Origin of the sequence: Amycolatopsis sp. 505, assembly GCF_031625235.1 — a bacterium.
GTDB lineage: Bacteria > Actinomycetota > Actinomycetes > Mycobacteriales > Pseudonocardiaceae > Amycolatopsis.
The window spans coordinates 1,038,065-1,060,388 of sequence record NZ_JACKQP010000001.1 but is presented as its reverse complement, the minus strand read 5'-3'; the positions used below and the strand labels follow the sequence as shown (position 1 = coordinate 1,060,388).

Below are 22,324 nucleotides of genomic sequence, written 5' to 3'. Positions count from 1 at the left end.
CGGGACCGGGCCCGGCGGCCCACGGGATAAGGTCGGGGACGGACCGCAGCCACGCAGCGACCCGGAGGTCTCCATGTTCATGCTCGGCGAGCACCCGGTCGGTGCCGACCACCCCCCTCTCGTGATCGCCGAGATCGGGATCAACCACGAGGGCGATCCCAAGAAGGCGCACAAGATGGTCGACGACGCCGCGGACGCCGGCGTCCAGGTCGTCAAGATCCAGACCCACGTCGTCGACGACGAGATGATCCCGAACGACGTCGTGCCCGGCAACGCCGACGAGCCGATCTGGGACATGATGAACCGCGTCGCGCTCACCGCGGAGGACGAGCGCGAGATCAAGGCGCACGCCGAGGAGCGCGGGCTCGTCTTCCTGTCGACGCCGTTCTCGCGCGCCGCCGCCGACCGGCTGGCCGAGCTGGGGGTCGAGGGCTTCAAGATCGGCTCCGGGGAGTGCAACAACTACCCCCTGATCCGCCACGTGGCGTCGTTCGGCAAGCCGGTCATCCTCTCGACCGGGATGAACGACATCGCGTCCATCACCCCGGCCGTCGAGATCCTGCGGGCCGCGGGGGTCGGGTTCGCGCTGCTGCACTGCACGTCGCTGTACCCGACGCCGCCGGAGCAGGTGCGGCTCGGTGCGATCGCGGAGCTGCACGCCGCCTTCCCGGACGCCGAACTCGGGCTTTCCGACCACACCACCACGATCTACCCGTGCCTGGGCGCGGTCGCGCTCGGCGCTTCGGTGCTCGAACGGCACTTCACCTCGGACATGAACTGGCCGGGCCCGGACATCCCGGTTTCGTCGACGCCGGCGGAGTTCAAGCAGCTCGTCGAGGGCTCGCGCCTGATCCACGCCTCGCGCGGCGGGTCCAAGCAGATCCTGGCCGAGGAACAGCCGACGATCGACTTCGCCTACGCCTGCGTGGTCACCACCAAGGACGTCGCCGAGGGCGAGGCCCTGACCACGGACAACATCTGGGTCAAGCGCCCGGGCACCGGCGAGATCAAGGCCAAGGACTACGAGAGCCTGCTCGGCCGGGCCGTCACCCGGGCGCTGCCGGCGAACACGCAGGTGAGCTGGGCGGACCTTGGCTGAGCCCGGGCGGCGTGAGGTCCTGTTCCTCACCGGGACCCGCGCCGACTTCGGGAAGCTGCGGGACGTCATGCTCGCCGTGCAGAAGAGCCCGGTGCTGTCCGCCCGCATCGTCGTCACCGGCATGCACATGCTGCGCAGCTACGGCTACACGGTGCGCGAGATCGAGCTGGCCGGGCTGGAACGGCTGCACCTGATCCCGAACCAGATCGAAGACGAGCCGATGGCGCTCGTGCTGGCCAACACCGTCCAGGCGCTGGCCCGGCTGGTGCACGAGGAGCAGCCGGCCGCGATCGTCGTGCACGGCGACCGGGTCGAGGCCCTCGCCGGGGCGATCGTCGGCTCGCTGGCGAACGTGCGGGTCGTGCACATCGAAGGCGGCGAGGTCAGCGGCACGATCGACGACGTCATCCGGCACTCGCTGTCGAAGCACGCCCACGTGCACCTGGTCGCCAACGAGACGGCCCGGCGCCGGCTCCTGCAGCTCGGCGAGGAGGAGGACCGGATCTTCGTCGTCGGCAGCCCCGAGGTCGACGTCCTGACGTCGGCGCGGCTGCCCGACCTCGACGAGGTCCGGCGGCACTACGAGATCCCGTTCACCGACTACGGCCTGCTCGCCCTGCACCCGGTGACGACCGAGCGCGACCAGAACCGGCGCAACGCGGCGGCCGTGGTCGACGCCGTGCTCACCGAGGGCAACTGGGTCGTCATCGACCCGAACAACGACGAAGGCTGCCGCGAGATCAGGAGCGAGCTCGACCGGCTCGCAGGGCCCCGGTTCGTCCGCCTGCCGTCGATGCGGTTCGAGTACTTCGTCACCTTGATGAAGAACGCGGCCGTCGTGCTGGGCAACTCGAGCGCCGGCGTGCGGGAGGCGCCGGTCCTGGGGACCCCGTCGGTCACCGTCGGCACCCGGCAGCGCAACCGGGCGATGGCCCCCAGCGTGCTCTCGGTCGAACCGACCGCCGAAGCCGTCGCGGCCGGGATCGGCAAGGCCCGCGCCATGGGCCGGTGCGAGCCGCACACCGAGTTCGGCGAGCCGGGCGCGCACCGCCGGATCATCGACCTGCTCGAAGGCGAGGAGATCTGGCGGCCTTCGCTCTACAAGGCCTTCGTGGACCGCTAGCCGGTCACGTGCTGCTCGGCCAGCACGAGGTCCGCGGCGGAGTCGATGTCGATCGCCCGCTCGACCGGAACGAACTGGGGCCGCACCTCGGGGATGAAGAACCGCTCGTGCCGGCGCAGGTCGCCGGCGCGGACGAGGTAGATGCCGCCGGTGGGCCGCAGCACGACCGGCAGCGTCTGCCGGGGTGCTTCGAGGTCGGCCCAGTCCCGGACCGGGGCGATCCCGCCGTCCGGCGTCTCCAGGCACACCTTCAGCGGGTGGTGGTCGGTCGAGCGGCACATCTGTACGACCGAGCCGGTCGGCCGGTCCGCGTGGATGTCGAGGCACTCGGCGATGTCCTCGGCCGTCCGCAGCGGCGAGGTGGGCTGGAGCAGCAGGACGAGCGTCGAATCGGGGACGCCGAGCGTGTCGAGCGCGTGCGTGACCGCGGGCAGCGTCCGGCTGGCCGCGTCCGCGAGGTGGGCGGGCCTGGCGACGGTCCGGGCACCCTCGGCCTCGGCCGCGGCGGCGATGTCGGCGTCGTCGGTGGTGACGACGACGTCGGCGATCCCGGCCGCGACGGCGGTGTGCACGGTGTGCGCGACCAGCGGACGGCCCCGGAAGGGCGCCAGGTTCTTGCCCGGCAGCCCGACGGAGCCGCCCCTCGCCGGGACGATGGCCAGCGCGGTCACAGAGGACCCCTTCCGGGTAACGACAGTGGTCTGTCGGCTATTGTCCGTCTGCTCGGCTGCCGCCTGACGGCGGCCCCGGACACCGATGCCTTGGGGGAGCGATGAGTCAAACCCAGTTCGCGGGCGAAGCCTCCGAGCAGCTCGCCGAGGGTGACATGCTCCGTGACCTCCTGATCGCCTACGCCCGCGGCCAGCACGTCGAGACGATCGCGGTGGTCGGCAACGCGCCGATGACGCCCGACGCCGAGCGAGCCGCCCTGATCGACGGCAGCGACCTGGTCTTCCGCATGACGACCTTCGCGCTGGACGAACCGGACGCCGCACCGACGTACGGCCGCCGCACCGACGTCGTGGTGGTCCACCGCGGGGTCATGGTCTCGCCGTACACGTTCGCCGACTACACCTCGCGGCTGTACCTGCTCGCCGAGCCGGGCCGGCTGTTCTGGGAGCCCGAGACGCTGCCCGACTGGTGGCCCGCCGACCTGGGGTTCGTGCCGATTCCGAACCGGCAGTTCGTGCTGCCGCTGTCGAAGCTGCTGGGCCTGTCCGCGGACGAGCAAGTCTGGGCCACGACCGGCACGCTGGTGACCTACCTGTGCCGGCAGCTGTTCCCGGAGGCGCTGGTGCGCCTCACCGGGGTGTCGATCATCGAACGGCCGGACCAGACCGACTTCGAGCACGCCTGGGGCAGCAAGGTCGGGGTCACCGCGGAACACCGGCTGCACGCGGAATCGAAGCTGCTGAGCACTTGGCGTGACTCCGGAAGAATCGAGATCATACAGTGAGTGACATTCGCGGAGTGGTGGTTCCACGGGCGAAAGCGCTCGCCGGCCTGGCCTGGCGACCGGTGATGGCCCGGCTCCGGCCGCGCATCGAGCAGATAGCGACCGACCGCATCCAGCCCGAACTCGATCGCCTGCACGGCCACCTCGCCGACCTGCGCCGGGACGTCGAGCACGCGACGCAGGAACTCGACGGCCACGTGAAGTGGCTGTACGACGAGCAGCGCCGCTTGGCGCCTCACCTGGCGGCGCTGGAGGCCCGTATCGCGGCCTTCGAGCGGCCGGGGTCGGTGGCCCGCCTGGCGGAGCGGCTCGAGTACGCGCCTGATGAGGCCGAGGAGGTCCGCGCGGAGCACGCCCGCATCCGGGCCCGGCTGGCGGCGATCTCGAAGTACGAGGAGCGCTTGGCCCGCTTGGAAGAGGACGTCGCGGCCCAGCGCGAGGTCGCCGGCTGAGTCGGTCGCCGCTGTGGGGTGGAGGCGGGTCTTTGCCCGGAGCCCTGGCTGATCTGGGCGGGTGCTCGCTTGCTGCCCACCACCCCGAAGCCGGGAAATTGTCACTACGGCCGGTGGTACCGCGTCAAGGCGGGAAGCGTGCCTTGACCCGGCACCACCGGCCGTGTTCTGGCTTCGGATCGGGGTGGCGGGGGAGGTCTGGGCGGGGTGCCGGGTTGGGCGGCGGGCCTGCGGTGTCGCGAATGACTCATTCGGGACCTCGGACGTCCCGAATGAGTCATTCGCGACCTTCGAGTAGGCCTATCGGCACCCCGGACAGACCCCGCCGTGCCGACTTGTCCACAGAGGTTGTCCACAGGCCCTTCGGTCTGTGGACAACCTCACTCAGAGGTACTGGCCCGTCCCCGAAATCCCCGGCCCGTGGTCAGGCCCATGCCCGTGCCCGGCCAGCCCCGAAGGACCAGCGGGCAGTCCGCGCCGCATCTGCTCCAGCTGGACCCGGGCCGCCATCTGCTGGGCGAACAGGGCCGTCTGGATTCCGCTGAACAGGCCCTCCAGCCAGCCGACCAGCTGCGCCTGGGCGATCCGCAGCTCCGCGTCCGACGGGGTCGAGTCGTTCGTGAACGGCCTGACCAGCCTTTCCAGCTCGTCCTGCAGCTCCGGGGCCAAGGCCTTCTCGAGCTCGCGGATCGACGTCTGGTGGATCTCCCGCACGCGCGTGCGGGACGCGTCGTCCAGCGGGGCCGCCCGGACCTCCTCCAGGAGCTGCTTGATCATCGTGCCGATGCGCATCACCTTCGCCGGCTCCTCGACGAGGTCGCCCACCGATTCGGGGTGGTCGCCCTCGACGGGGGCTGCGCCCACTGGCGTGCCGTCCGGTCCGACGACCACCACGTGGGGTGAAGATTCCTGGCCCGGGTCACCCGCTGTGAAGTTCGGCTCGGTCATGTGCTCCATCCTGGCTTGCCTTCGACACGCTCCGCGACACCCAGGGGGTGTCCGTCTCCGAGCGTAGCCGTAAACCGGGTTCCCGGTGGCTCTCCACCCAACCCCGGACGCACGGCGAAACCGCACGTCCGTACGGTGTCCCCATGGCGTTCGACGTCGCTCGTATCCGTGGGCTCTTTCCCGCGCTGGGTGACGGCTGGATTCACTTCGACGGCGCCGCCGGAATGCTGGTCCCGGAACAGGTCGCTTCGGCCGTTTCCACGGCGATGCGAGCCCCGGTGTCCGGGCCGGGCGGAGCGTTTCCGGCCTCCCAACGCGCGGAAAGCATCGTTACCGCGGCCCGCCGGGCCGTGGCCGACCTGGTCGGGGCCGACCCGGCTGCCGTCGTGCTCGGGCCGAGCGCGCCGGTCATGCTGCGCCGGCTCGTCGACGCGCTCGCCGAGCGGTGGACCATCGGCGACGAAGTCGTCGTGTCCCGGCTCGACGAACAAGCCAACCTGGCGCCCTGGCAACGCGCCGCCAAGCGCGTCGGCGCCGTCGTGCGCTGGGGTGAGATCGACATCGAGACCTGCGAGCTGCCCGCGTGGCAGTACGAGCAGCTCGTGTCCGCGCGCACCAAGGCCGTCGCCGTCACGCTCGCGTCCGGGTCCGTCGGCACCCGGCCGGACGTGCCGACGATCATCGAGTTCGCCAAGCGGGTCGGCGCGCTCGTCGTCGTCGACGCGACCTACGCCGCGCCCTTCCTGCCGCTCGACATCAACGCCCTCGGCGCCGACGTCATGGTCGTGTCCGCGCAGGCCTGGGGCGGCCCCTCGGTGGGTGCCCTGGTCTTCCGCGACCCCGAGCTGATCGAACGGATCCCGTCGGCGTCGCTCGACCCGATGGCCCGCGGCGCCGCCCGCCTGGAGCTCGGCCCGCACGCCTACCCGCTGCTCGCCGGCCTCATCGCGTCGATCGACTACCTCTCCGGCCTCGACGACGCCGCCACCGGATCGCGCCGCGAGCGGCTGGTCACCTCGCTCGGGTCGGCGAAGTCCTACCACGCCGGGTTGCTCGCGCAGCTGTCCACGGAACTGCTGTCGCTGCGGCACATCATGGTCATCGGCAACGCCATGCGCCGCATCCCCGCGCTCGCCTTCGCCGTCGCCGGCAAGAAGGCGCCCGAAGTCGCCGAGTACCTGGCGACGCAGGGCCTGTGCGCCTTCGCCGACGACGGCACGAGCGGCGTCTTCGCGTCACTCGGCGTCGGAGAAGTGGGCGGCGCCGTGCGGATCGGCCTCGCCCACTACTCCAACGTCTTCGAGATCAACCAGCTCGTGCGGGTCCTCGAAGAGCTGCGTTAGGACTTCGCGGCCAGCAGCACCTTGCCGAACACGCTGCCCTCTTCGAGGACGCGGTGCGCGGTCGACGCCTCGGCCATCGGCACGACCTGGCCGACGATCGGCTTGACCAGACCTTCGGCGACCAGCGGCCACAGCCGCTCGCGGACGTCGGCGACGATCGCCGCCTTCTGGTCCAGCGGCCGGAAGCGCAGGCCCGCGGCGAACACCGACGCCCGCTTGCCGAGCAGCGCGCCGACGTTCAGCTCGCCCTTGACCCCGCCCTGCATGCCGATGATGACCAGCCGGCCGTCCTGCTTCAACGCGTCGACGTTGCGGCCCAGGTAGGACGCACCCATGTTGTCGAGGATGACGTTCGCGCCGCCGGTCTCCTCGCGGAGCACCTCGACGAAGTCGGCCGTCTTGTAGTTGATCGTGATGTCGGCGCCGAGCTGGCGGCAGCTCTCGAGCCGGTCCGGCGAGCCCGCGGTGACGGCGACCGTCGCGCCGAGCGCCTTGCCGACCTGGATGGCGTGCGTGCCGATGCCGCCCGCCCCGCCGTGGACCAGCAGCACCTCGCCCTCGGTGAGCTTCGCGTGCATGACGACGTTCGCCCACACCGTGCAGGCCACCTCGGGCAGCGCGGCCGCCGTGAGCAGGTCGATCTCGCCCGGCACCGGCAGCAGCTGCCCCGCGGGGACGACCGCCTTCTCCGCGTAGCCGCCGCCGGAGAGCAGGGCGCAGACCTCGTCGCCGACGTTCCAGCCTTCGACGCCCTCGCCGAGTTCCGCGATCGTGCCGGAGCATTCGAGGCCGAGGGTTTCGCTCGCACCGGGCGGGGGCGGGTAGTGGCCCTGGCGCTGCAGCAGATCCGCGCGGTTCACCGCGCTCGCCGCGACTTCCAGCAGCACCTCGCCGGGTCCGGGCCGCGGGTCCGCGACCTCCGCCCACTCGAGAACGTCCGGGTCACCTGGTTCACGGATGGTGATCGCGTACATGTGTCGACCGTATACCGCGGCGAAAGTTCCCGCCGAAAGGCGCATTGACGGACTTCGCATAGGGAACAAAGGTGAGCAACCATGTCACTCTTCAGAACGAAGTTCCTCCCGCCGGTGGCGATAGCCGCCGGTGCCACGCTGGTGCTCGGCCTGACCCCGGCCGCCGCCGCGAACACGGTCCCCGACGGTCCCGCCCTGGCGAAGCAGCTCGTCAAGAAGGTCGACGTCAACGGCGTCAACCGGCACCTGATCGCCCTCCAACGCATTGCCGACACCAACGGCGGCACCCGCGCTGCGAGCACCGGGGGCCACCAGAAGTCGGCCGAGTACATCGCCACCAAGCTCGAGGCGGCCGGCTTCCAGGTCACCCGCCAGGAATTCCCGTTCACCTACTCGGAGACGCTCGCCGAGAAGCTGACCGCGGGCGGCGCCAACGTCCCGGTCATCGCCATGGAGTACACGAAGTCGACGCCGGTCGGCGGCATCACCGCGCCGCTGTCCGTGGTCGCCGTGGACGACACCAGCGGCTGCGAGGCCACCGACTACACCGCGGACGTCGCGGGCAAGATCGCGCTGATCAAGCGCGGTGGCTGCTCGTTCGCGCAGAAGCAGCAGACGGCCGCCGCCGCGGGGGCGATCGGCGCCATCGTCTACAACAACACCGACGGCGACCTCAACGGGACCCTGGGGGGTCCGGAGAACGCCGCGATCCCGACCGGGGGCGTGACGGCGGCCGCGGGGGCGCAGCTGGCCACCCTCGGCGGGCAGAACGTGACGCTGGAGCTGCGGGCCTTCCAGGAGGCGCGGACCAGCTACAACGTCATCGCCGAGACCAAGACCGGCCGCAAGGACAACGTCGTGATGCTGGGGTCGCACCTCGACAGCGTCCCGGCCGGCCCGGGCATCAACGACAACGGCAGCGGCTCCGCGGCCCTGCTCGAGACCGCGCTGCAGCTGGGCAGCAGCCCGAAGGTCAACAACGGCGTCCGCTTCGGCTTCTGGAGCGCGGAGGAGTTCGGCCTGATCGGCTCGACCTACTACGTCGACCAGCTGACCTTCGAGCAGCAGCTCGACATCGCGCTGTACCTGAACTTCGACATGATCGGCTCGCCCAACGCCGGCTACTTCGCCTACGACGGCGACAACTCCGACGGCGTCGGCGCGGGTGCCGGCCCGTACGGCTCGGCGCAGATCGAGAAGACCTTCGTCGACTTCATGCAGGCCGCGCGCGGGGTGTCCCTCGAGGGCACCGACTTCACCGGGCGTTCGGACTACGGCGAGTTCATCGCCGTCGGCATCCCGGCCGGCGGCCTCGACACCGGTGCCGAGGTGCTGAAGACCCCGGCGCAGGCGGCGAAGTGGGGTGGCCAGGCCGGCGTCGCGTTCGACCCGTGCTACCACCAGGCCTGCGACAACCTGGGCAACATCGACCGGGTCGCGCTGGACCGCAATGCGGACGGCCTCGCCTGGGCCCTCGGTGTCTACGCGACGAGCACCGAGAGCATCAACGGCGTCCAGCCGGGCAAGGCGAAGGCGGCCAAGCAGAAGGCCGCCGAGCGCAAGGCGCAGCGGAACTTCTCCGCCCGCGCCGTCGCGGGTGACCCGCACGCACTGACCGCCTGACGACAGACCGAAGGGGCCGTCCCGGCTGCGGGGCGGCCCCTTCGTCGTGGATCAACCCAGGTTGTTGGTGCCGAAGGTGTCGCAGCGGGCGGGTTCGCCGGTCTGGAAGCCGGTGGTGAACCACTTCTTGCGCTGCGCGGACGTGCCGTGGGTGAACTTCGAGCGGTCCACCTGGCCGCCGCCGAGGTTCTCCTGGATGTAGTCGTCGCCGATGCGGGACGCGGTGTCCAGCGCGGAGTTGACGTCCTCCTGGGTGACGTCGGTGATCAGCGGCTTGCCGCTCTCGGTCGGCGTCGTCGAGGCGTGGTTGGCCCAGACGCCGGCGTAGCAGTCGGCCTGCAGCTCCAGCCGCACCGAACCGGACGTCGGACCGGTGCCGGTGCCCTTGCGGGAGGTGCCGAGCAGGTTCTGCACGTGGTGGCCGTACTCGTGGGCGAGCACGTACGCCTCGGTGAAGAGCCCGCCCTGCGCGCCGAAGCGGGTCTTCAGCTCGTCGAAGAAGGACAGGTCGATGTAGACGTCCGAATCGGCCGGGCAGTAGAACGGGCCGGTGTCGGAGGTGGCGCTGCCGCAGCCGGTGCGCACGCCGCCGTTGAAGAACTTCGTCGGGGCCTTCTGGTACGTCGAGCCGGAGCGGGCGAACTGCTGCGCCCAATAGTCCTGGACGGAGTTCACGACCGCGACGATCGCGCAGTCGTGGTTCTTGTTGGCGTCGGCCCCGGTCTTGCACTCGCTGGCGAGCTTCGAGTTGTCGACCTGCTGGCCGGACCCGACGCTGCCGAGCCCGCCGCTCAGGCCGCTGCCGCCGGTGCTGACCCCGCCCAGCTGGGACAGCACGAAGTAGATGATCACGCCGACGATCCCGAGCCCACCGCCGCCGAGCGCCACGCGGCCGCCGATCCCGCCGCCGCCTCCACCGCTTCCGCGCAGGTCCTGGACTTCGGAGGCGTCCAGACCGGCGTCGTCGTCGAATCTCACCCGCAAATGTTAACGAGCCTGGGTGCGGCCGTCGCGCTGACGGGCGCACCCAGGCTTGTACCGAGGTATGTCTTTGGTCGAGCGGTTGGCCGCTTCCTGGGCCGGCGTTCAGGCGCTGTCATCACGGCTTCCGAGGCCGTGACCGGAGCCAGGCCCGACCGACGCCGTATGCGTGATACGCATGGAAGCCCGCTCTCGGCTGTTCACAGTCGCGGCCGAACCGGTAGGTGTCCGTTCCGGTCGCGGGGACGCAGCTGGCGGTCAACCGCGAGAATCACCCGCCACACAACCACCTGACCTCTCCTGGCGGAGAGCCGTGCCGTCTACCCTGACCGACCGTCCACCGACAAGCAGAATGCGCCTTTCCCGGCCGAGTCTCAACCTTTTCGTAACCCCACCTTCGGGCGATGTTGCGCCGGGGTTTTCAGCGGCCGACGGATCGGCGTCGGAGCGCGCGATTCGTTGATCAGCGTTCTACGCTGCCTTATGGCCGAGGAGCGTGCGGTGCGGTGGTTGAACGATGCCGAGATGGCGGCGTGGCGCTCCTACGTCGTGTCGACGCTCCTGCTGCGGCAGCGGCTGCACCGGGAGCTGGCCGAACGGCACGAGGTGTCGCTGACCGACTACGAGGTGCTCGTCTGCCTGCAGTCGCAGCCCGGCCGCCGGATGCGGATGTCCGAGCTGGCGATGTACATGGGGTCGACGAAGAGCAAGCTTTCGCACCAGGTGGCCAAGCTGGAGGAGGCGGGCCTGGTCCGGCGGGCGCGTGACCCGGAGGACAAGCGCGGCGTCATCACGGAAGCGACCGACGAGGGCCTCGCGCTGCTGGAGAAAGCGGCGCCGACGCACGTGGAGGGCGTGCGCGAGCACCTCATCGACCTGCTGAGCCCCGAGGAGCAGGCGACGATCGCCGCGGCGTTCGAGCGCGTGCAGGCGCACCTGCTGGAGCCGGAAAACTGAACCCGGGCGCGGCGGGCGCCCGGGTTCTCAGTGCGGTAGCGGTGGGATTCGAACCCACGGAGAGGTTGCCCCCTCGCATGTTTTCAAGACATGTTCCTTCGGCCGCTCGGACACGCTACCTCGCTCCACGAGCGTAGCCGACGGCCCGAGGCAACCCGGGCCGTGCCTCCGGCGTGCTCACGGCATGCGCACGCGATGGGACCCGGACGGCCCCGGCTGGGAGCCGGGCACCCGGGGTGCGCCGGTGACGGCGTTCTCGATGGCCTGCCTGGCGCTCGCGCTGGTGTCCTTCGGCGGCCTGGTCTTCCTCGCGGCCACGCTGCGGGAGCGGGCCGGTTCGGTGGTGGCCCCGGCGACCGTGGAGCGCGTGGTCGACGTGGGCCGGGTCGTCGCCGGCGTCGACGGCCGGCTCATGGACGTGCAGACGCCCACGAGCTACGACCGCCACACCCGCATCCGCACCGGGCGCGGCTACGTCCGCGGCAGCCGCATCGAGGTACGCCACTGGCCCGGCAAGGCCGAGACGGCGACCGACACCGCCGGCGAAGTCCGGCTGCCGGGCACCTGGATCTTCGCCGTCGCGGGCGGCGGGCTGCTCCTCGGCGTCGCCGGCCTGCTGGTGCCGGCCCGGCCGCTCAGGACCAGGTCAGCGTGAGCGCGGCACCCTGCGCACGCCCCGCTTCGGCGGCCGGCGTGCGCGTGGCCGGGTCGAGCGGGTTCTCGCCGATCGCCGCCTTCGATGCTTCGTCCGGCGTGATCAGCGCGACCTGTGCGCCCGCCGCGCGCAGGTCGTCCAGCACCTCCAGCAGCGGCTTCTCCATCGGCAGCGGGGCGTCCACCCCCAGCGGCGAAACCACGGTCACGCGCTGGAAGCCGGCCGCGTAGTCGGCGTTCTCGGCCGAGCGGACGCCGCCGTCGACGTACCGGCGGCCGCCGATGGTCACCGCCGGCCAGACGCCGGGGACCGCGCAGCTCGCCGCGACCGCGTCGACCAGCGGGACGCCGGACTCGCGGTCGAACCGCCGCGGCTCGCCCGTCTCCGCGTCCACGCCCACGATGACCAGGCGCTGCGCCGGCCACTCGTGCACCGGCAGCCGCGCGGAAATCACCGCGCGGCGATCCGCCTCGGACACCGTTTCGGCCGCCAAGGCCAGCTTCCCGACCGCCCGGCGCACCTCGGCCGGGTCGCTCGCGCCGGTGACCGCGCCGCCGAAGTCGGCGGCGAACTTCTCGAAGTCGATCTCAGCCGGGATCTCCGGCGTCTGCAGGGCCGGATCGGCCTGGCGCGCGTACAGCTCGGCCAGCGGACGGCCGCTCGCCACCTGCGCCGCCACGACCGACCCCGCCGACGTCCCGACGAGCAGGTCCGCGCCCGTCAGGTCCTGGCCGTGCTCGGCCAGCCCCGCGAGCAACCCCGTCGTCCACGCGATCCCGGCGACCCCGCCGCCGCCCAAAACCAGTGCTTGTCCGCCCATGGGGGCAGCCTAACGACGGGGACCGACAATTTCGGCGGCCGGCGCTACGCTCCAGGTCGGCGAGGCGAGAGGGGCGGCGATGACCGCGAAGATCGAAGGTTTCCACCACGTCAAGTTCCCGGTGAGCGACCTGGCGCGCAGCCGCGAGTGGTACGAGCGCGTGCTGGGGCTCGACGTCACCCACGAGTTCCCGGACGCCGACGGCGTCGTGCGCGGGGTGGCCGGCAGCGTCGACGGCGTGCCGGTGGCGTTGCGCGTGCAGGAGACGGCCGCCGCGGGGCTCGCCGGGTTCGACCCGGTCTGCTTCTCGATCGCCGACCGCGCGGCCGCCGAGGCGTGGCTCGCGCGGCTGGACGAGCTCGGCGTCGAGCACCCGCCGCTGTTCGAAGCCACCACCGGGTGGATGGTCCGCTTCAACGACCCCGACGGCATCGAGATCCGGCTCTACAGCCTGTCGAAGGACGACGGCGTCGACCACACCGGCGAGCGGGGTTACGCCCAGCCCGCGCGCTGATTCAGGGCTGGCGCAACGCCTTCGCGGCGATCCGCGCCTGCACCTCCGGACGGCGCAGCGGCGGCACGGTCGCCGGCGGCTGGCGGCGCTCGGGCAGCTCCTCCAGCAGCTGTGCGGTGATCCGGGTGATTTCGGCGACCGCCGCCTCGAACGGCTCGCGGGTGGCGGGCGACAGCGACTGCACGCCGGTGACCTTGCGGACGTACTGGCGGGCCGCGGCCTCGATCTCCTCGCCCGTCGCGGCCGGCTGCAGCCCCCGCAGGGTGGTGATGTTTCGGCACATGCCGCCCAGGGTACGTCGCTGCGGACCACTCGATCACACGGTCGGGTAGGCCGGGGCCGTCGTCGTTGACGCCCGCAGCGGCGCTGGGCAAGGTCGGGGAAGTGCCTCTCAGACCGCGCCCGTTCCGCTCCGCCCGCCCCGAACCCGGCATCGTCGAAGAAGAAGTCCCGGAAACCCCGATCCCGGAACAGGCCTGGCCCCGCGTGCGGGCCGACGAACTGGTCACCCTCGTGGCACACGTGTTCGCCGCGCACGGTCTCCCCGAAACCCGCGCCCGGATCGCCGCCGAAGCGCTCTGCCACGGCGATCTCACCGGCTCGCCGGAGACCGGGGTCGCCGACCTGACCCGCGTCCACCTGCCGCTGCTGAAGAACGGGCTCGTCGTGCCGCACGCCGAGCCGCTGATGATCGCCGACCGCGGGGCCGCCGCGCTGATCGACTACCGCCGCGCGCCCGGGCTCTGGGCCGTCGGCGACGCCATGGACCGGGCGGTGACGCGGGCCGGCCGCTTCGGCGTCGGGCTCGTCTCGCTGCGCGGCATCGGGCCGTTCGGCCGGGCCGGCCACCACGCCGCCCGCGCCCTGCCGCACGCCATGATCGGGCTGGTGCTGGCCGCGGGCGGCGAGCCCGGCCAGCCGATGAACCCGCTGGGCATGGCGGCACCGGGCGGCGCGTACCCCGAGTTCGTCTTCGACATGGACCGCCCCGGCGCGGAAGCGGCCGGGCTGACGCTGCTGGTCGAGGTCCTCGCCGGCGTGCTGTCCGGCGTCGCCGACCACGAGCACGACACCGGACTGCTGGTGCTGGCGATCGCGCCGACGACGCTGCGCAGCGCCGACGGCTTCTACCGCGCGGCGAGCGCCCTGTTCGGCAGCATGCTCGGCTGGGACGGCGGCGCGCCGATCCGCTACCCCGGCTGGCGCGAGGCCCAGCACCTCGAGCAGTGCCGGGCGCTGGGGGTGCCGCTGGCCGGTCCGGTGCGCCGCGAACTGGACGCGCTCGCCAGGGCGCTCGGCCTGCCGCCGCTGACCAGCGTCGGCTGACGCGGGAAGAAACGGCCCCGCCGCGGGGAGAACTCGATGCCGCGAATGACTCATTGGGGACACCGGAGGTCCCGAATGAGTCATTCGCGACACCGTGGGAGTGGCCGCACCGCGGGAGTGGCCGACACCGCGGGGGTGGCCGACACCGCGGGTCAGCGGACCAGGACGACCTTGCCGCGGTCGGGGCCCACCGCCACGATGTCGCCGTCGGTCAGCTGGCGGCCGCGGCGGGTCTCGACCTCGCCGTTGACCGTGACCTCTTCCGCGTCGATCAGGTCCTTGGCGTGGGAGCCGTCCTCGGCCAGGCCGGCCAGCTTGAGGAACTGGCCGAGCCGGATCGGCTCTCCGGTGATGGGTACGTCGACGGGCTCGCTCATGCCCGCATCATGCCGCCTAGGTGCGGGCGGTCGTTTGCCGGTAGAGCGCCAGGACGTCCGTGTCGAAGTAGCTCGAGTACGACGTGTCGGCGTCGTCGCCGCCGAACTCGAAGCCGCCGATGACGCCGATGACCGTGCCGAGCCGGGTTTCCGGGTTCTGGCCGGCCACCCACGGCCCGCCGCTGGTGCCGGTCGGGAAACCGGCGCAGTCCACCTTCAGCTGGAAGGTGTCCTGCTTGCTCGTGGTGTTCCGGCAGACCGCGGGGACGTCGGAGTCGTCCGGGTAGCCGGTGAGCGTGATCGGCTGCTCGAACGCCGTGCCGGTGGCCAGCAGGTTCGCGCCGACCAGGCTCTCCAGGGACTTCGTGGTGCCCGCCTGGTGCGCGGTGGCGAAGCCGACGTCGAGGTCCGGGTCCGACGACGCCGTCCAGCCCGGCGCGACGAGCTCGTCCGACACCGTCCAGTAGCCGAACGGCGCGATCCCGTCGTGGTAGCCGGGGGCGAAGGTGACGCCGGTGAGGTAGCCGCCGCCCTCGCCGTTGTGGATGCAGTGGGCCGCGGTCAGCAGCACGTCACCGCGCTCGCTGTGCACGACGCTGGCGGTGCAGTAGTGCGCGCCCTCGGCGAACAACGCGCCGACCGCGGGGCTCGACACCGCGGGCAGGGCGGCCACCGGAGCCGCCTCGACCGTGGCGGCCTCCGGTGTCGTCGCGTCCGCGAGCTGGGCCGGCCGGGCCGCGACGACCACGACGAAGGTGATGCCGAGCAGCACGATCGCGGCGAGGGTGAGCAGGACGGCCGGCCGCCGCATGATCATCGCCTCCCTCGTCCGGTGCTGCCGACGAGACCACCATAGGGCGACGCACCGGCACAATCAGCGCACCCACAGCAAGCTCACAGCCGCTACGATTCCCTACTCGGTAGTAACACCGGTTGTCGGGAGGGCCGATGAAGCAGTTCGCGGACAAGGTCGTGGTGATCACCGGAGCGGGCTCGGGCATCGGCCGCGCGCTCGCGTGCGAGTTCGCCCGCCGCGGGGCCCGCGTCGCGCTCTCCGATGTCGTCACCGCGAACGCCGAGGAGACGGCCGAGCTCGCCGGCGACAACGCCCGCGCGTACACCTTGGACGTCGCCGACCGCAGTGCCGTGCTCGCGCACGCCGAAGACGTCGCCGACGAGTTCGGCGGGGTCAACGTCGTCGTGAACAACGCCGGTGTGGCGCTCGGCGCGACCGTCGAGGAAATGACGTTCGAGGACTACGACTGGCTGATGGGCATCAACCTCGGTGGGGTCGTGAACGGCACGAAGGCGTTCCTGCCGCACCTGATCGCGTCCGGCGACGGGCACGTCGTCAACATTTCCAGCGTCTTCGGCTTCGTCGGCGTGCCGACGCAGAGCGCTTACAACGCGGCGAAGTTCGCGGTGCGCGGATTCACCGAAGCGCTGCGCGAGGAAATGCTGATCGCGCGGCACCCGGTCGCGGTGAGCTGCGTGCACCCGGGCGGGATCAAGACCAACATCGTGCGCAACTCCCGCAGCGCGGCCGAGGACCAGGAGAAGGCCGCGCAGGGCTTCGAGCGGATCGCCCGCACGACCCCGGAGAAGGCCGCGCAGACGATCCTGCGCGGGATCGAGCGGAAGTCGGCGCGGATCCTCATCGGACCGGACGCCTACGTCATCGACGCCATTCCGCGCGTGCTCGGCTCGGCGTACCAGCGGCCCTTGGCGGCGCTCGCGCGGCTCGGTTTGAAGGCGTAGCGAAGAAACCGAATCATTTTCACGCCGCTCTGTCACTCAATCGAGTTGCGTTTCGGACAGCACCGTCCGAAATGGTCCAGAATGCGTGGGGTCCGCCAGCCCCCGTCCCGGAGGTCCCCGATGCTTCGCACCGCACCGCGCAGTGCGACCCGTTCGTCCAGCGACCGCACCGCGGTGGAACTGCTGGACCGCACCGGCATCGTCGCGGCGAGCCTGCCCCGGCGCCGCCGCACCGACGACGAGGTGGCGCGGCTGGAGGAGGCGCCCATCTACACCCGGCCGCCGGTGTGCGACCAGGACCTGCGGCCCAAGTCCGTGGTGATCCGGCGGCGCGCCCGGAGCTGGCTCGGCGGCGGGGCCGCGGTGCTGCTCGTCGCGGCCGGCTGGCTGGGTGGCGGCCTCTTCACCGGCGGCCTGTTCTCCCCGGCGCCGGAGCGCGACGTCGCCCAGCTCGACGCGCGCCCGGCGGTGGCCGCGGCCCCCGCGCCGGAACCGCAGCCGGTTCCGCAGGCGCCGGTCGTCGTCACGCCCGCGCCGAAGACCGTGTACGTGCCGGTGCCCGCGAAGCCGGCGCCGAAGCAGGTCCAGGCGCAGGCCAAACCGCAGCCGAAGAAGCCGGTGCCGGACGAGGAGGCCGAGGCGCGGGTCGACCTGCCGCCGTCGGCCGCCCCGTCGACCACCAACCCGATCCAGGCCTGGGTCGAGGTCGCCGAGAGCATGGCCCAGCGCTACGGCGGCCGCTGAGTCAGGCCCCTGACCAGCGGTATTCATGCTCGGGGCGGCCGGTCGCGCCGTAGCGCAGCCGCATCTGGACCGTCCCCGACTCGGCCAGCGCGGTGAGGTACCGCTGCGCCGTCGCCCGCGCCATGCCGAGCTCGCCCGCGACCTCCGCGGCCGACAGCGGCCGCCCCGCCCGCCGCAGCTGCTCCGAGACGAGCCGGGACGTCGCCGTCGACTGGCCCTTCGGCGCGGTCGTGCGGTCCTGGTCGTGCAGCACGCGGTACGCGCGGTCGACGTCGTCCTGGGCTAGCGCCCGGTCTTCGGCGAGCAGGCCGCGGAAGCGCGCGTACGACGTCAGCCGTTCCGCGAGCTGGCGGGTGGTGAACGGCTTGATCAGGTAGTTCAGCGCGCCGGCCCGGATCGCGGCGGCCACCGACGCGCTGTCGGTCGCCGCGGACAGCACGATCGTGTCGGTCTGCAGCTCCGGGAGCACCGCGAGGCCGGACTCGTCGGGCAGGTAGACGTCGAGCAGGACGAGGTCCGGCGCGAGCTCCCGGACGCGGGCGCGCGCCTCGGCGGCGGTGTGCGCGGTGCCGACCACCGCGAAGCCCTCGACCTCCTCGACGAACCCGGCGTGCACGCCGGCCACGCGGAAGTCGTCGTCGACGATCAGCGTGCGGATCATCCGTCCTCCGTCAGCATTCCGGGCAGTTTGGCGACGAACAGGGCGCCCGTCTCGCCTTCGCCGGGGTCGGCCAGCCAGACGTCGCCGCCGCGGGCGCGGGCGGCCTGCCGGGCGAGTGCGAGGCCGAGACCGTGCCCGGGCGCGATCTTCGTCGAGACGCCTTCGTCGAACAACGTCCGCCGCAGGTCCGGGGGAACGCCGGGCCCACTGTCCACAACGGACACGTGCAGGGTGCCGCCCTCGGCGAGCAGCCCGACCTCCACGGTCGCCGGCCGCCGCGGGCCCATCCGGGCCGCGTGCAGGGCGTTGTCCACGAGGTTGCCGATCACGGTGTTGGCGGCGATCGGGTCGGTGACCGTGGTGGGCACCCAGGTGTCGTCGGCGAGCTTGAGCGTGAGGCCCTTTTCCTGCGCCTGCTCGGTTTTCGCGACCAGCAGCGCCTGCAGGTAGGGGTCGGCGACCGCGTCGCCCAGCTCGCTCGGCCGCGCCGAGGGCGAGTCCGTCAGCGTCTGCAGGTACTCGACGGCCTCGGCGTGGTGGCCGAGCTGGAGCAGCCCGTGCAGCGTGTGCAGCCGGTTGGCGAACTCGTGCCGTTGGGCGCGCAGGCCGTCGGAGAGGGCGCGGATGCCGTCGAGTTCGCGGGTGAGCGTGTCGAGGTCGGTGCGGTCGCGGAAGGTGAGCACGGTGCCGATCGGCCGGTCGTCCAGGCGCACGGCCCGCGAGTTGATCACCAGCACCCGGTTCCCGGCCACCGCCAGGAGGTTGTCGACCGGCCGCCCCTCCTCGACGGCCTTGTGGACCCGAGGGGACAGCGGCAGTTCGGCCATCGCCGCACCGATCGGGAGTTCGGTGCCCAGCAGGCGTTCGGCTTCGTCGTTGCGCACCGAGACGCGGTTCGCTTCGTCGACGGCGAGGACCCCTTCGCCGATCCCGTGCAGGACGGCTTCGCGTTCGTAGAGCAGCTCGGTGAGTTCGTGCGGTTCGAGACCGTGGGTGACGCGCCGCAGCCGCCGGTTCAACAGGGCCGACGCGCCCGCGCCGAGCAGCAGCGCGCCGCCCGCGAACAGCAGCGTGATGGTCAGCAGGCGGTTGAAGTCACCCGTCGGATCGCCGACTTCGAACCCGACGCTGACCTCGCCGACCACGCGTTTTCCCTGCCAGATCGGGGTCTTGCTGCGGACGGACAGCCCGAGCGTGCCGCTCTGCACCGCGCTGACTTCGTCCTGTCCGGCGAGGGCGACATCGGGGGAGGTGCTCACCTTCTGGCCGATCAGGCTCTCCGTCGGGTGGGCGAGCCGGATGCCCTTGTCGTCGGTGATCACGACGAAGAGCGCCTCGTTGGCCTTCGTGACGGCCAAGACCCGCTCTTCGAGGGGGCCGCCGGGGAGCTTCGCGGCCGCGTTGGCGACGACGACCGGGTCCGCGGCGACGGACTTCGCGATGGCCAGCGCCCGGCGGCCGTACTGATCGGTGAGGGTGCGGGAGAGGAGCAGGCTGACCAGGGCGACCCCGAGTCCCACGACCAAGGCGACCACGCCGATCTGCAGCAGCAGCACCTGCCTGCTGAACCGCATCCGCGGGAAGAGCGCCCACTTTGGCATGGCCGGGACCATACCCCCAGGTCAAGCCGGTGCGCTAAATGAGCAAAACATTCAGAACGCACAGCTCGCGCGGAGAACGTCGACAAGCTTCACCTGGGCGCCACACCTCCTTAACGTCCCTTCCCAACGTGAGCCCCACCACGTGACGAAGGAGTCACCTCCACCATGGTTCCCCCACTGATCGAACTCACCGGAGCCACCAAACGGTTCCCGAGCGGGTCCGGTTCCGTGCACACGGCCGTCCGCGACCTGACCATGACCGTCCAGCCCGGCGAGTTCGTCGCCGTCGTCGGCCCCACCGGCTGCGGCAAGTCGACGACGCTCTCGCTGGTCTCCGGCCTGCAGCCGCCGTCGGCCGGCCGGGTGCGGGTGAACGGCGAGGACGTGAAGTCCATCCCCGACGGGGTCGGCTACATGTTCCAGACCGACGCCGTGATGCCGTGGCGCTCGGTGCTGGAGAACGTCGCGTCCGGCCCGCGGTTCCGCGGCGTGCCGAAGGCCGAAGCCCGCGCGCAGGCCGTCGACTGGATCGCCCGCGTCGGGCTCGCCGGGTTCGAGAAGTACTACCCGCACCAGCTCTCCGGCGGCATGCGCAAGCGCGTCGCGCTGGCCCAGACGCTGGTCACCAAGCCGAAGATCCTGCTGATGGACGAGCCGTTCTCGGCGCTCGACGTCCAGACGCGGGCCCTGATGCAGGACGAGCTGCTGCGGCTGTGGTCCGGTTCGGGGGCCGCGGTCATCTTCGTGACGCACGACCTCGACGAGGCCATCGCGCTGGCGGACAAGGTCGTCGTGCTGACGACCGGGCCGGCCACCGTGAAGGACGTCTTCGAGATCCCCCTGGAACGGCCGCGGAAGGTGGAGGAACTGCGGCTCACCGAGGACTTCCGCAAGCTCTACGCCGACATCTGGGAATCACTGCGCAGCGAGGTCGACAAGGCCCGTGAGAAGGGAGCGAGCAATGTCGCTTGAGACCCCCGCGGCCACGTCCGCGCCCCTCCCCGTGCTCGAAACCGAGCAGGACATCCTCGCCCGCGCGAAGCAGGCGACCGCGCGCCGCAAGCGCAACATCTGGCTGCTGCGCCTGGCGATCGTCGTCGTGTGGCTGGGCAGCTGGGAGCTGACCGCCACGTACTGGATCGACCCGTTCTTCTACTCGAAGCCGTCGAAGATCTGGGAGCGGCTGGTCGAGTGGTTCAGCACCGGCACCGACTTCGGCTCGATCTGGTACCAGATCCTGGTGACCGTCGAGGAAGCCGCGCTCGGGTTCGTCATCGGCGCCATCTTCGGTGTCGTGTTCGGCGTGGTCCTCGGCCGCAGCGCGTACCTCGCCCAGGTGCTGGCGCCGTTCATCAAGGCCGCCAACGCGTTGCCGCGCATCGTGCTCGCCGCGCTGTTCGTCATCTGGTTCGGGCTCGGGCTGTCGTCGAAGGTCGCGACCGTCGTCGTGCTCGTGTTCTTCGCGGTGTTCTTCAACGCCTTCACCGGCGCCCGCGAGGTCGACCGCAACCTGATCGACAACGCCCGCATCCTCGGCGCGACCCGCGGCCAGGTGCTCAAGTCGATCGTGCTGCCCAGCGCGACGTCCTGGATCCTGTCGTCGCTGCACGTGGCGTTCGGCTTCGCGCTGATCGGCGCGGTGGTCGGCGAGTACACCGGCGCGAAGGCCGGCATGGGCTTCCTGATCGCCAACGCGCAAGGCACGTTCGACACCGCGGGGGTGTACGCCGGCATGCTGATCATCACCGTCGTCGCGCTGCTGGCCGAGTGGGGGATCAGCACGCTGGAAGGCCGGCTGCTGCGGTGGCGGCCGCCGTCCGCCTCCGAAGCCGCGATCAAGGCGGTCTGACATGCGTCTCAAAAGGACAATCGGGGTGCTGGCCGCGGTCGCGGTCGCCGCGGCCGGGCTCACCGCCTGCCGCGACTCGCGGGAGATCGCGCTCGGCACCACCGGGAAGCCGCACATCAAGATCATGGTCGGCGGCCTGTCGAAGGTGATCTACCTGCCCGGCCAGCTGGCCCAGCAGATCGGCGCCTACCAGAAGCAGGGTCTCGACGTCGAGCTGTTCGACCAGCCGTCCGGCGCCAACGCCGAGACGTCGCTGCTGGCCGGCGAGGTGCAGGCGGTGGTCGGGTTCTACGACCACACGATCGACCTGCAGGCCAAGGAACAGTGCATCGAGAGCGTCGTGCAGTTCGCGAACGTGCCGGGCGAGGCCGAAATGGTCGCGACCGCCAAGGCCGGCGAGGTCAGGTCGGGCGCGGACTTCAAGGGCCGCAACCTCGGCGTCACGTCGCTGGGTTCGTCGACGGACTTCCTGACCAAGGCGCTGGCCCTGCGCGGCGGCGTCACGTCGAAGGAGTACACGCCGGTGAAGGTCGGCGCCGGGCAGACGTTCATCTCGGCGATGAACCAGGGCTCGATCGACGCCGGCATGACGACCGACCCGACGATCGCGCAACTGACGAACACGGGCCAGGCGAAGGTGCTCTACGACATGCGCACGGTCGAAGGCACGAAAGCCGCTTTGGGCGGGTTGTACCCCGCGAGCTCGCTGTACATGGGCTGCGAAATCGTGAAACGCTATCCGGACATCGTGCAGAAACTGGCCAATGCGTACGTCGAGACCTTGAAGTGGATTTCTTCGCACACACCGGAACAGGTGGCCGCGATGATGCCGCCGTCGTTCGCCGGCGGGGACAAGGCGCTGTACGTGAAGTCGCTGCGGGACAGCCTGCCGATGTTCACCAAGGACGGCCGGATGGACCCGGCCGGGGCGCAGAACGTGCTGAAGGTGCTCGGCGAGTCGTCGAGCAACGTCAAGCCGAAGAAGGACAAGATCGACCTGTCGAAGACGTACACGACGCAGTTCGTGGACGCCGCGCACGCACAGGCGCAGCAGTAGCCCCGC

The 22,324-nt window shown here is 71.3% G+C and carries 25 protein-coding genes and 1 tRNA gene; 15 read left to right on the top strand and 11 right to left on the bottom strand.

What is annotated here, in order from left to right:
• Window positions 1-73 precede the first annotated feature (73 nt).
• Together H5965_RS05150 and neuC are read left to right on the top strand one after the other, a co-directional pair.
• Entirely contained in the window at window positions 74-1,099 is a 1,026-nt protein-coding gene (locus H5965_RS05150) for an N-acetylneuraminate synthase family protein (protein ID WP_310968138.1), read from the top strand.
• Window positions 1,092-2,222, top strand: coding sequence for a UDP-N-acetylglucosamine 2-epimerase (neuC, locus tag H5965_RS05145; RefSeq protein WP_310968137.1), 1,131 nt, complete (start codon window positions 1,092-1,094; stop codon window positions 2,220-2,222). The genes H5965_RS05150 and neuC overlap by 8 nt, the downstream gene beginning before the upstream one ends.
• Here neuC and H5965_RS05140 read toward each other — a convergent pair.
• Window positions 2,219-2,893, bottom strand: a complete 675-nt coding sequence (locus tag H5965_RS05140; RefSeq protein ID WP_310968136.1) for an acylneuraminate cytidylyltransferase family protein — start codon at window positions 2,891-2,893, stop codon at window positions 2,219-2,221. The genes neuC and H5965_RS05140 overlap by 4 nt on opposite strands.
• A gap of 101 nt (window positions 2,894-2,994) precedes the next feature.
• On the opposite strand from H5965_RS05140, the gene H5965_RS05135 reads away from it, so the two are divergent.
• Together H5965_RS05135 and H5965_RS05130 are read left to right on the top strand one after the other, a co-directional pair.
• Window positions 2,995-3,678 carry a hypothetical protein gene (locus tag H5965_RS05135; protein ID WP_310968135.1) on the top strand — a complete coding sequence of 228 codons (684 nt, stop codon included), beginning with the start codon at window positions 2,995-2,997 and terminating at the stop codon, window positions 3,676-3,678.
• Between the two features lie 14 nt (window positions 3,679-3,692).
• Window positions 3,693-4,130 (top strand): hypothetical protein, encoded by a 438-nt coding sequence (locus tag H5965_RS05130; RefSeq protein ID WP_310968134.1) that lies wholly within the window; start codon window positions 3,693-3,695, stop codon window positions 4,128-4,130.
• 384 nt (window positions 4,131-4,514) lie between these two features.
• Here the strand turns inward: H5965_RS05130 and H5965_RS05125 are convergent, their stop codons facing one another.
• Entirely contained in the window at window positions 4,515-5,087 is a 573-nt protein-coding gene (locus tag H5965_RS05125; RefSeq protein WP_310968133.1) for a bacterial proteasome activator family protein, read from the bottom strand.
• Window positions 5,088-5,221: 134 nt separating this feature from the next.
• Here H5965_RS05125 and H5965_RS05120 point away from each other — a divergent pair, with 134 nt between their 5' ends.
• Window positions 5,222-6,421, top strand: a complete 1,200-nt coding sequence (locus H5965_RS05120) for a cysteine desulfurase-like protein (RefSeq protein ID WP_004558816.1) — start codon at window positions 5,222-5,224, stop codon at window positions 6,419-6,421.
• Here the strand turns inward: H5965_RS05120 and H5965_RS05115 are convergent.
• Window positions 6,418-7,395 (bottom strand): NAD(P)H-quinone oxidoreductase, encoded by a 978-nt coding sequence (locus tag H5965_RS05115; protein ID WP_310968132.1) that lies wholly within the window; start codon window positions 7,393-7,395, stop codon window positions 6,418-6,420. The genes H5965_RS05120 and H5965_RS05115 overlap by 4 nt on opposite strands.
• A gap of 81 nt (window positions 7,396-7,476) precedes the next feature.
• Between H5965_RS05115 and H5965_RS05110 the strand changes: the two genes are divergently transcribed.
• On the top strand, window positions 7,477-9,018 hold the full coding sequence (locus tag H5965_RS05110; RefSeq protein ID WP_310968131.1) for a M28 family metallopeptidase: 1,542 nt from the start codon (window positions 7,477-7,479) through the stop codon (window positions 9,016-9,018).
• Window positions 9,019-9,069: 51 nt separating this feature from the next.
• On the opposite strand, the gene H5965_RS05105 is transcribed toward H5965_RS05110, so the two are convergent.
• Window positions 9,070-9,996, bottom strand: a complete 927-nt coding sequence (locus H5965_RS05105) for a neutral zinc metallopeptidase (RefSeq protein ID WP_310968130.1) — start codon at window positions 9,994-9,996, stop codon at window positions 9,070-9,072.
• 504 nt (window positions 9,997-10,500) lie between these two features.
• Between H5965_RS05105 and H5965_RS05100 the strand changes: the two genes are divergently transcribed.
• The gene (locus H5965_RS05100; protein ID WP_396136860.1) at window positions 10,501-10,956 is read left to right on the top strand and encodes a MarR family winged helix-turn-helix transcriptional regulator; all 456 of its coding nucleotides are present in this window, start codon (window positions 10,501-10,503) and stop codon (window positions 10,954-10,956) included.
• 33 nt (window positions 10,957-10,989) lie between these two features.
• Here the strand turns inward: H5965_RS05100 and H5965_RS05095 are convergent.
• Window positions 10,990-11,076, bottom strand: a tRNA-Ser gene (locus H5965_RS05095).
• Window positions 11,077-11,140: 64 nt separating this feature from the next.
• Between H5965_RS05095 and H5965_RS05090 the strand changes: the two genes are divergently transcribed.
• On the top strand, window positions 11,141-11,611 hold the full coding sequence (locus H5965_RS05090; RefSeq protein ID WP_310968128.1) for a hypothetical protein: 471 nt from the start codon (window positions 11,141-11,143) through the stop codon (window positions 11,609-11,611).
• Here H5965_RS05090 and H5965_RS05085 read toward each other — a convergent pair.
• Window positions 11,592-12,431 carry a patatin-like phospholipase family protein gene (locus H5965_RS05085; RefSeq protein ID WP_310968127.1) on the bottom strand — a complete coding sequence of 280 codons (840 nt, stop codon included), beginning with the start codon at window positions 12,429-12,431 and terminating at the stop codon, window positions 11,592-11,594. The two genes, H5965_RS05090 and H5965_RS05085, sit on opposite strands and share 20 nt — an antisense overlap.
• Window positions 12,432-12,510: 79 nt before the next feature.
• On the opposite strand from H5965_RS05085, the gene H5965_RS05080 reads away from it, so the two are divergent.
• Window positions 12,511-12,945 (top strand): VOC family protein, encoded by a 435-nt coding sequence (locus H5965_RS05080; protein ID WP_310968126.1) that lies wholly within the window; start codon window positions 12,511-12,513, stop codon window positions 12,943-12,945.
• A gap of 1 nt (window position 12,946) precedes the next feature.
• Here the strand turns inward: H5965_RS05080 and H5965_RS05075 are convergent, their stop codons facing one another.
• Window positions 12,947-13,228: a DUF2277 domain-containing protein gene (locus H5965_RS05075; RefSeq protein ID WP_310968125.1), complete on the bottom strand. Its 282-nt coding sequence runs from the start codon at window positions 13,226-13,228 to the stop codon at window positions 12,947-12,949.
• Window positions 13,229-13,329: 101 nt separating this feature from the next.
• On the opposite strand from H5965_RS05075, the gene H5965_RS05070 reads away from it, so the two are divergent.
• Window positions 13,330-14,271, top strand: a complete 942-nt coding sequence (locus H5965_RS05070; protein ID WP_310968124.1) for an Ldh family oxidoreductase — start codon at window positions 13,330-13,332, stop codon at window positions 14,269-14,271.
• A gap of 152 nt (window positions 14,272-14,423) precedes the next feature.
• Here H5965_RS05070 and H5965_RS05065 read toward each other — a convergent pair whose 3' ends face one another.
• Window positions 14,424-14,648 carry an RNA-binding S4 domain-containing protein gene (locus tag H5965_RS05065; RefSeq protein WP_310968123.1) on the bottom strand — a complete coding sequence of 75 codons (225 nt, stop codon included), beginning with the start codon at window positions 14,646-14,648 and terminating at the stop codon, window positions 14,424-14,426.
• A gap of 16 nt (window positions 14,649-14,664) precedes the next feature.
• Window positions 14,665-15,465 (bottom strand): serine protease, encoded by an 801-nt coding sequence (locus H5965_RS05060; protein WP_310968122.1) that lies wholly within the window; start codon window positions 15,463-15,465, stop codon window positions 14,665-14,667.
• A gap of 131 nt (window positions 15,466-15,596) precedes the next feature.
• Here H5965_RS05060 and H5965_RS05055 point away from each other — a divergent pair, with 131 nt between their 5' ends.
• Both H5965_RS05055 and H5965_RS05050 read left to right on the top strand, forming a co-directional pair.
• Window positions 15,597-16,406, top strand: coding sequence for an SDR family NAD(P)-dependent oxidoreductase (locus H5965_RS05055; RefSeq protein ID WP_310968121.1), 810 nt, complete (start codon window positions 15,597-15,599; stop codon window positions 16,404-16,406).
• Window positions 16,407-16,526: 120 nt separating this feature from the next.
• The gene (locus H5965_RS05050; protein ID WP_310968120.1) at window positions 16,527-17,150 is read left to right on the top strand and encodes a hypothetical protein; all 624 of its coding nucleotides are present in this window, start codon (window positions 16,527-16,529) and stop codon (window positions 17,148-17,150) included.
• A 1-nt stretch (window position 17,151) separates the two neighbouring features.
• On the opposite strand, the gene H5965_RS05045 is transcribed toward H5965_RS05050, so the two are convergent.
• On the bottom strand, window positions 17,152-17,811 hold the full coding sequence (locus tag H5965_RS05045) for a response regulator (protein WP_310968119.1): 660 nt from the start codon (window positions 17,809-17,811) through the stop codon (window positions 17,152-17,154).
• A complete protein-coding gene (locus H5965_RS05040) occupies window positions 17,808-19,385 on the bottom strand; it encodes a sensor histidine kinase (RefSeq protein ID WP_310968501.1) in 1,578 nt (525 codons plus the stop codon). The genes H5965_RS05045 and H5965_RS05040 overlap by 4 nt, the downstream gene beginning before the upstream one ends.
• 192 nt (window positions 19,386-19,577) lie before the next feature.
• Between H5965_RS05040 and H5965_RS05035 the strand changes: the two genes are divergently transcribed.
• Genes H5965_RS05035 through H5965_RS05025 form a run of 3 tightly spaced genes read left to right on the top strand, consistent with a single transcriptional unit; the run spans window position 19,578 to window position 22,318 of the window.
• Window positions 19,578-20,384: an ABC transporter ATP-binding protein gene (locus H5965_RS05035; RefSeq protein ID WP_191309041.1), complete on the top strand. Its 807-nt coding sequence runs from the start codon at window positions 19,578-19,580 to the stop codon at window positions 20,382-20,384.
• On the top strand, window positions 20,374-21,261 hold the full coding sequence (locus H5965_RS05030; RefSeq protein WP_310968118.1) for an ABC transporter permease: 888 nt from the start codon (window positions 20,374-20,376) through the stop codon (window positions 21,259-21,261). Before H5965_RS05035 ends, H5965_RS05030 begins: the two co-directional genes overlap by 11 nt.
• Before the next feature lies 1 nt (window position 21,262).
• A complete protein-coding gene (locus H5965_RS05025) occupies window positions 21,263-22,318 on the top strand; it encodes an ABC transporter substrate-binding protein (protein WP_310968117.1) in 1,056 nt (351 codons plus the stop codon).
• Window positions 22,319-22,324 lie beyond the last annotated feature (6 nt).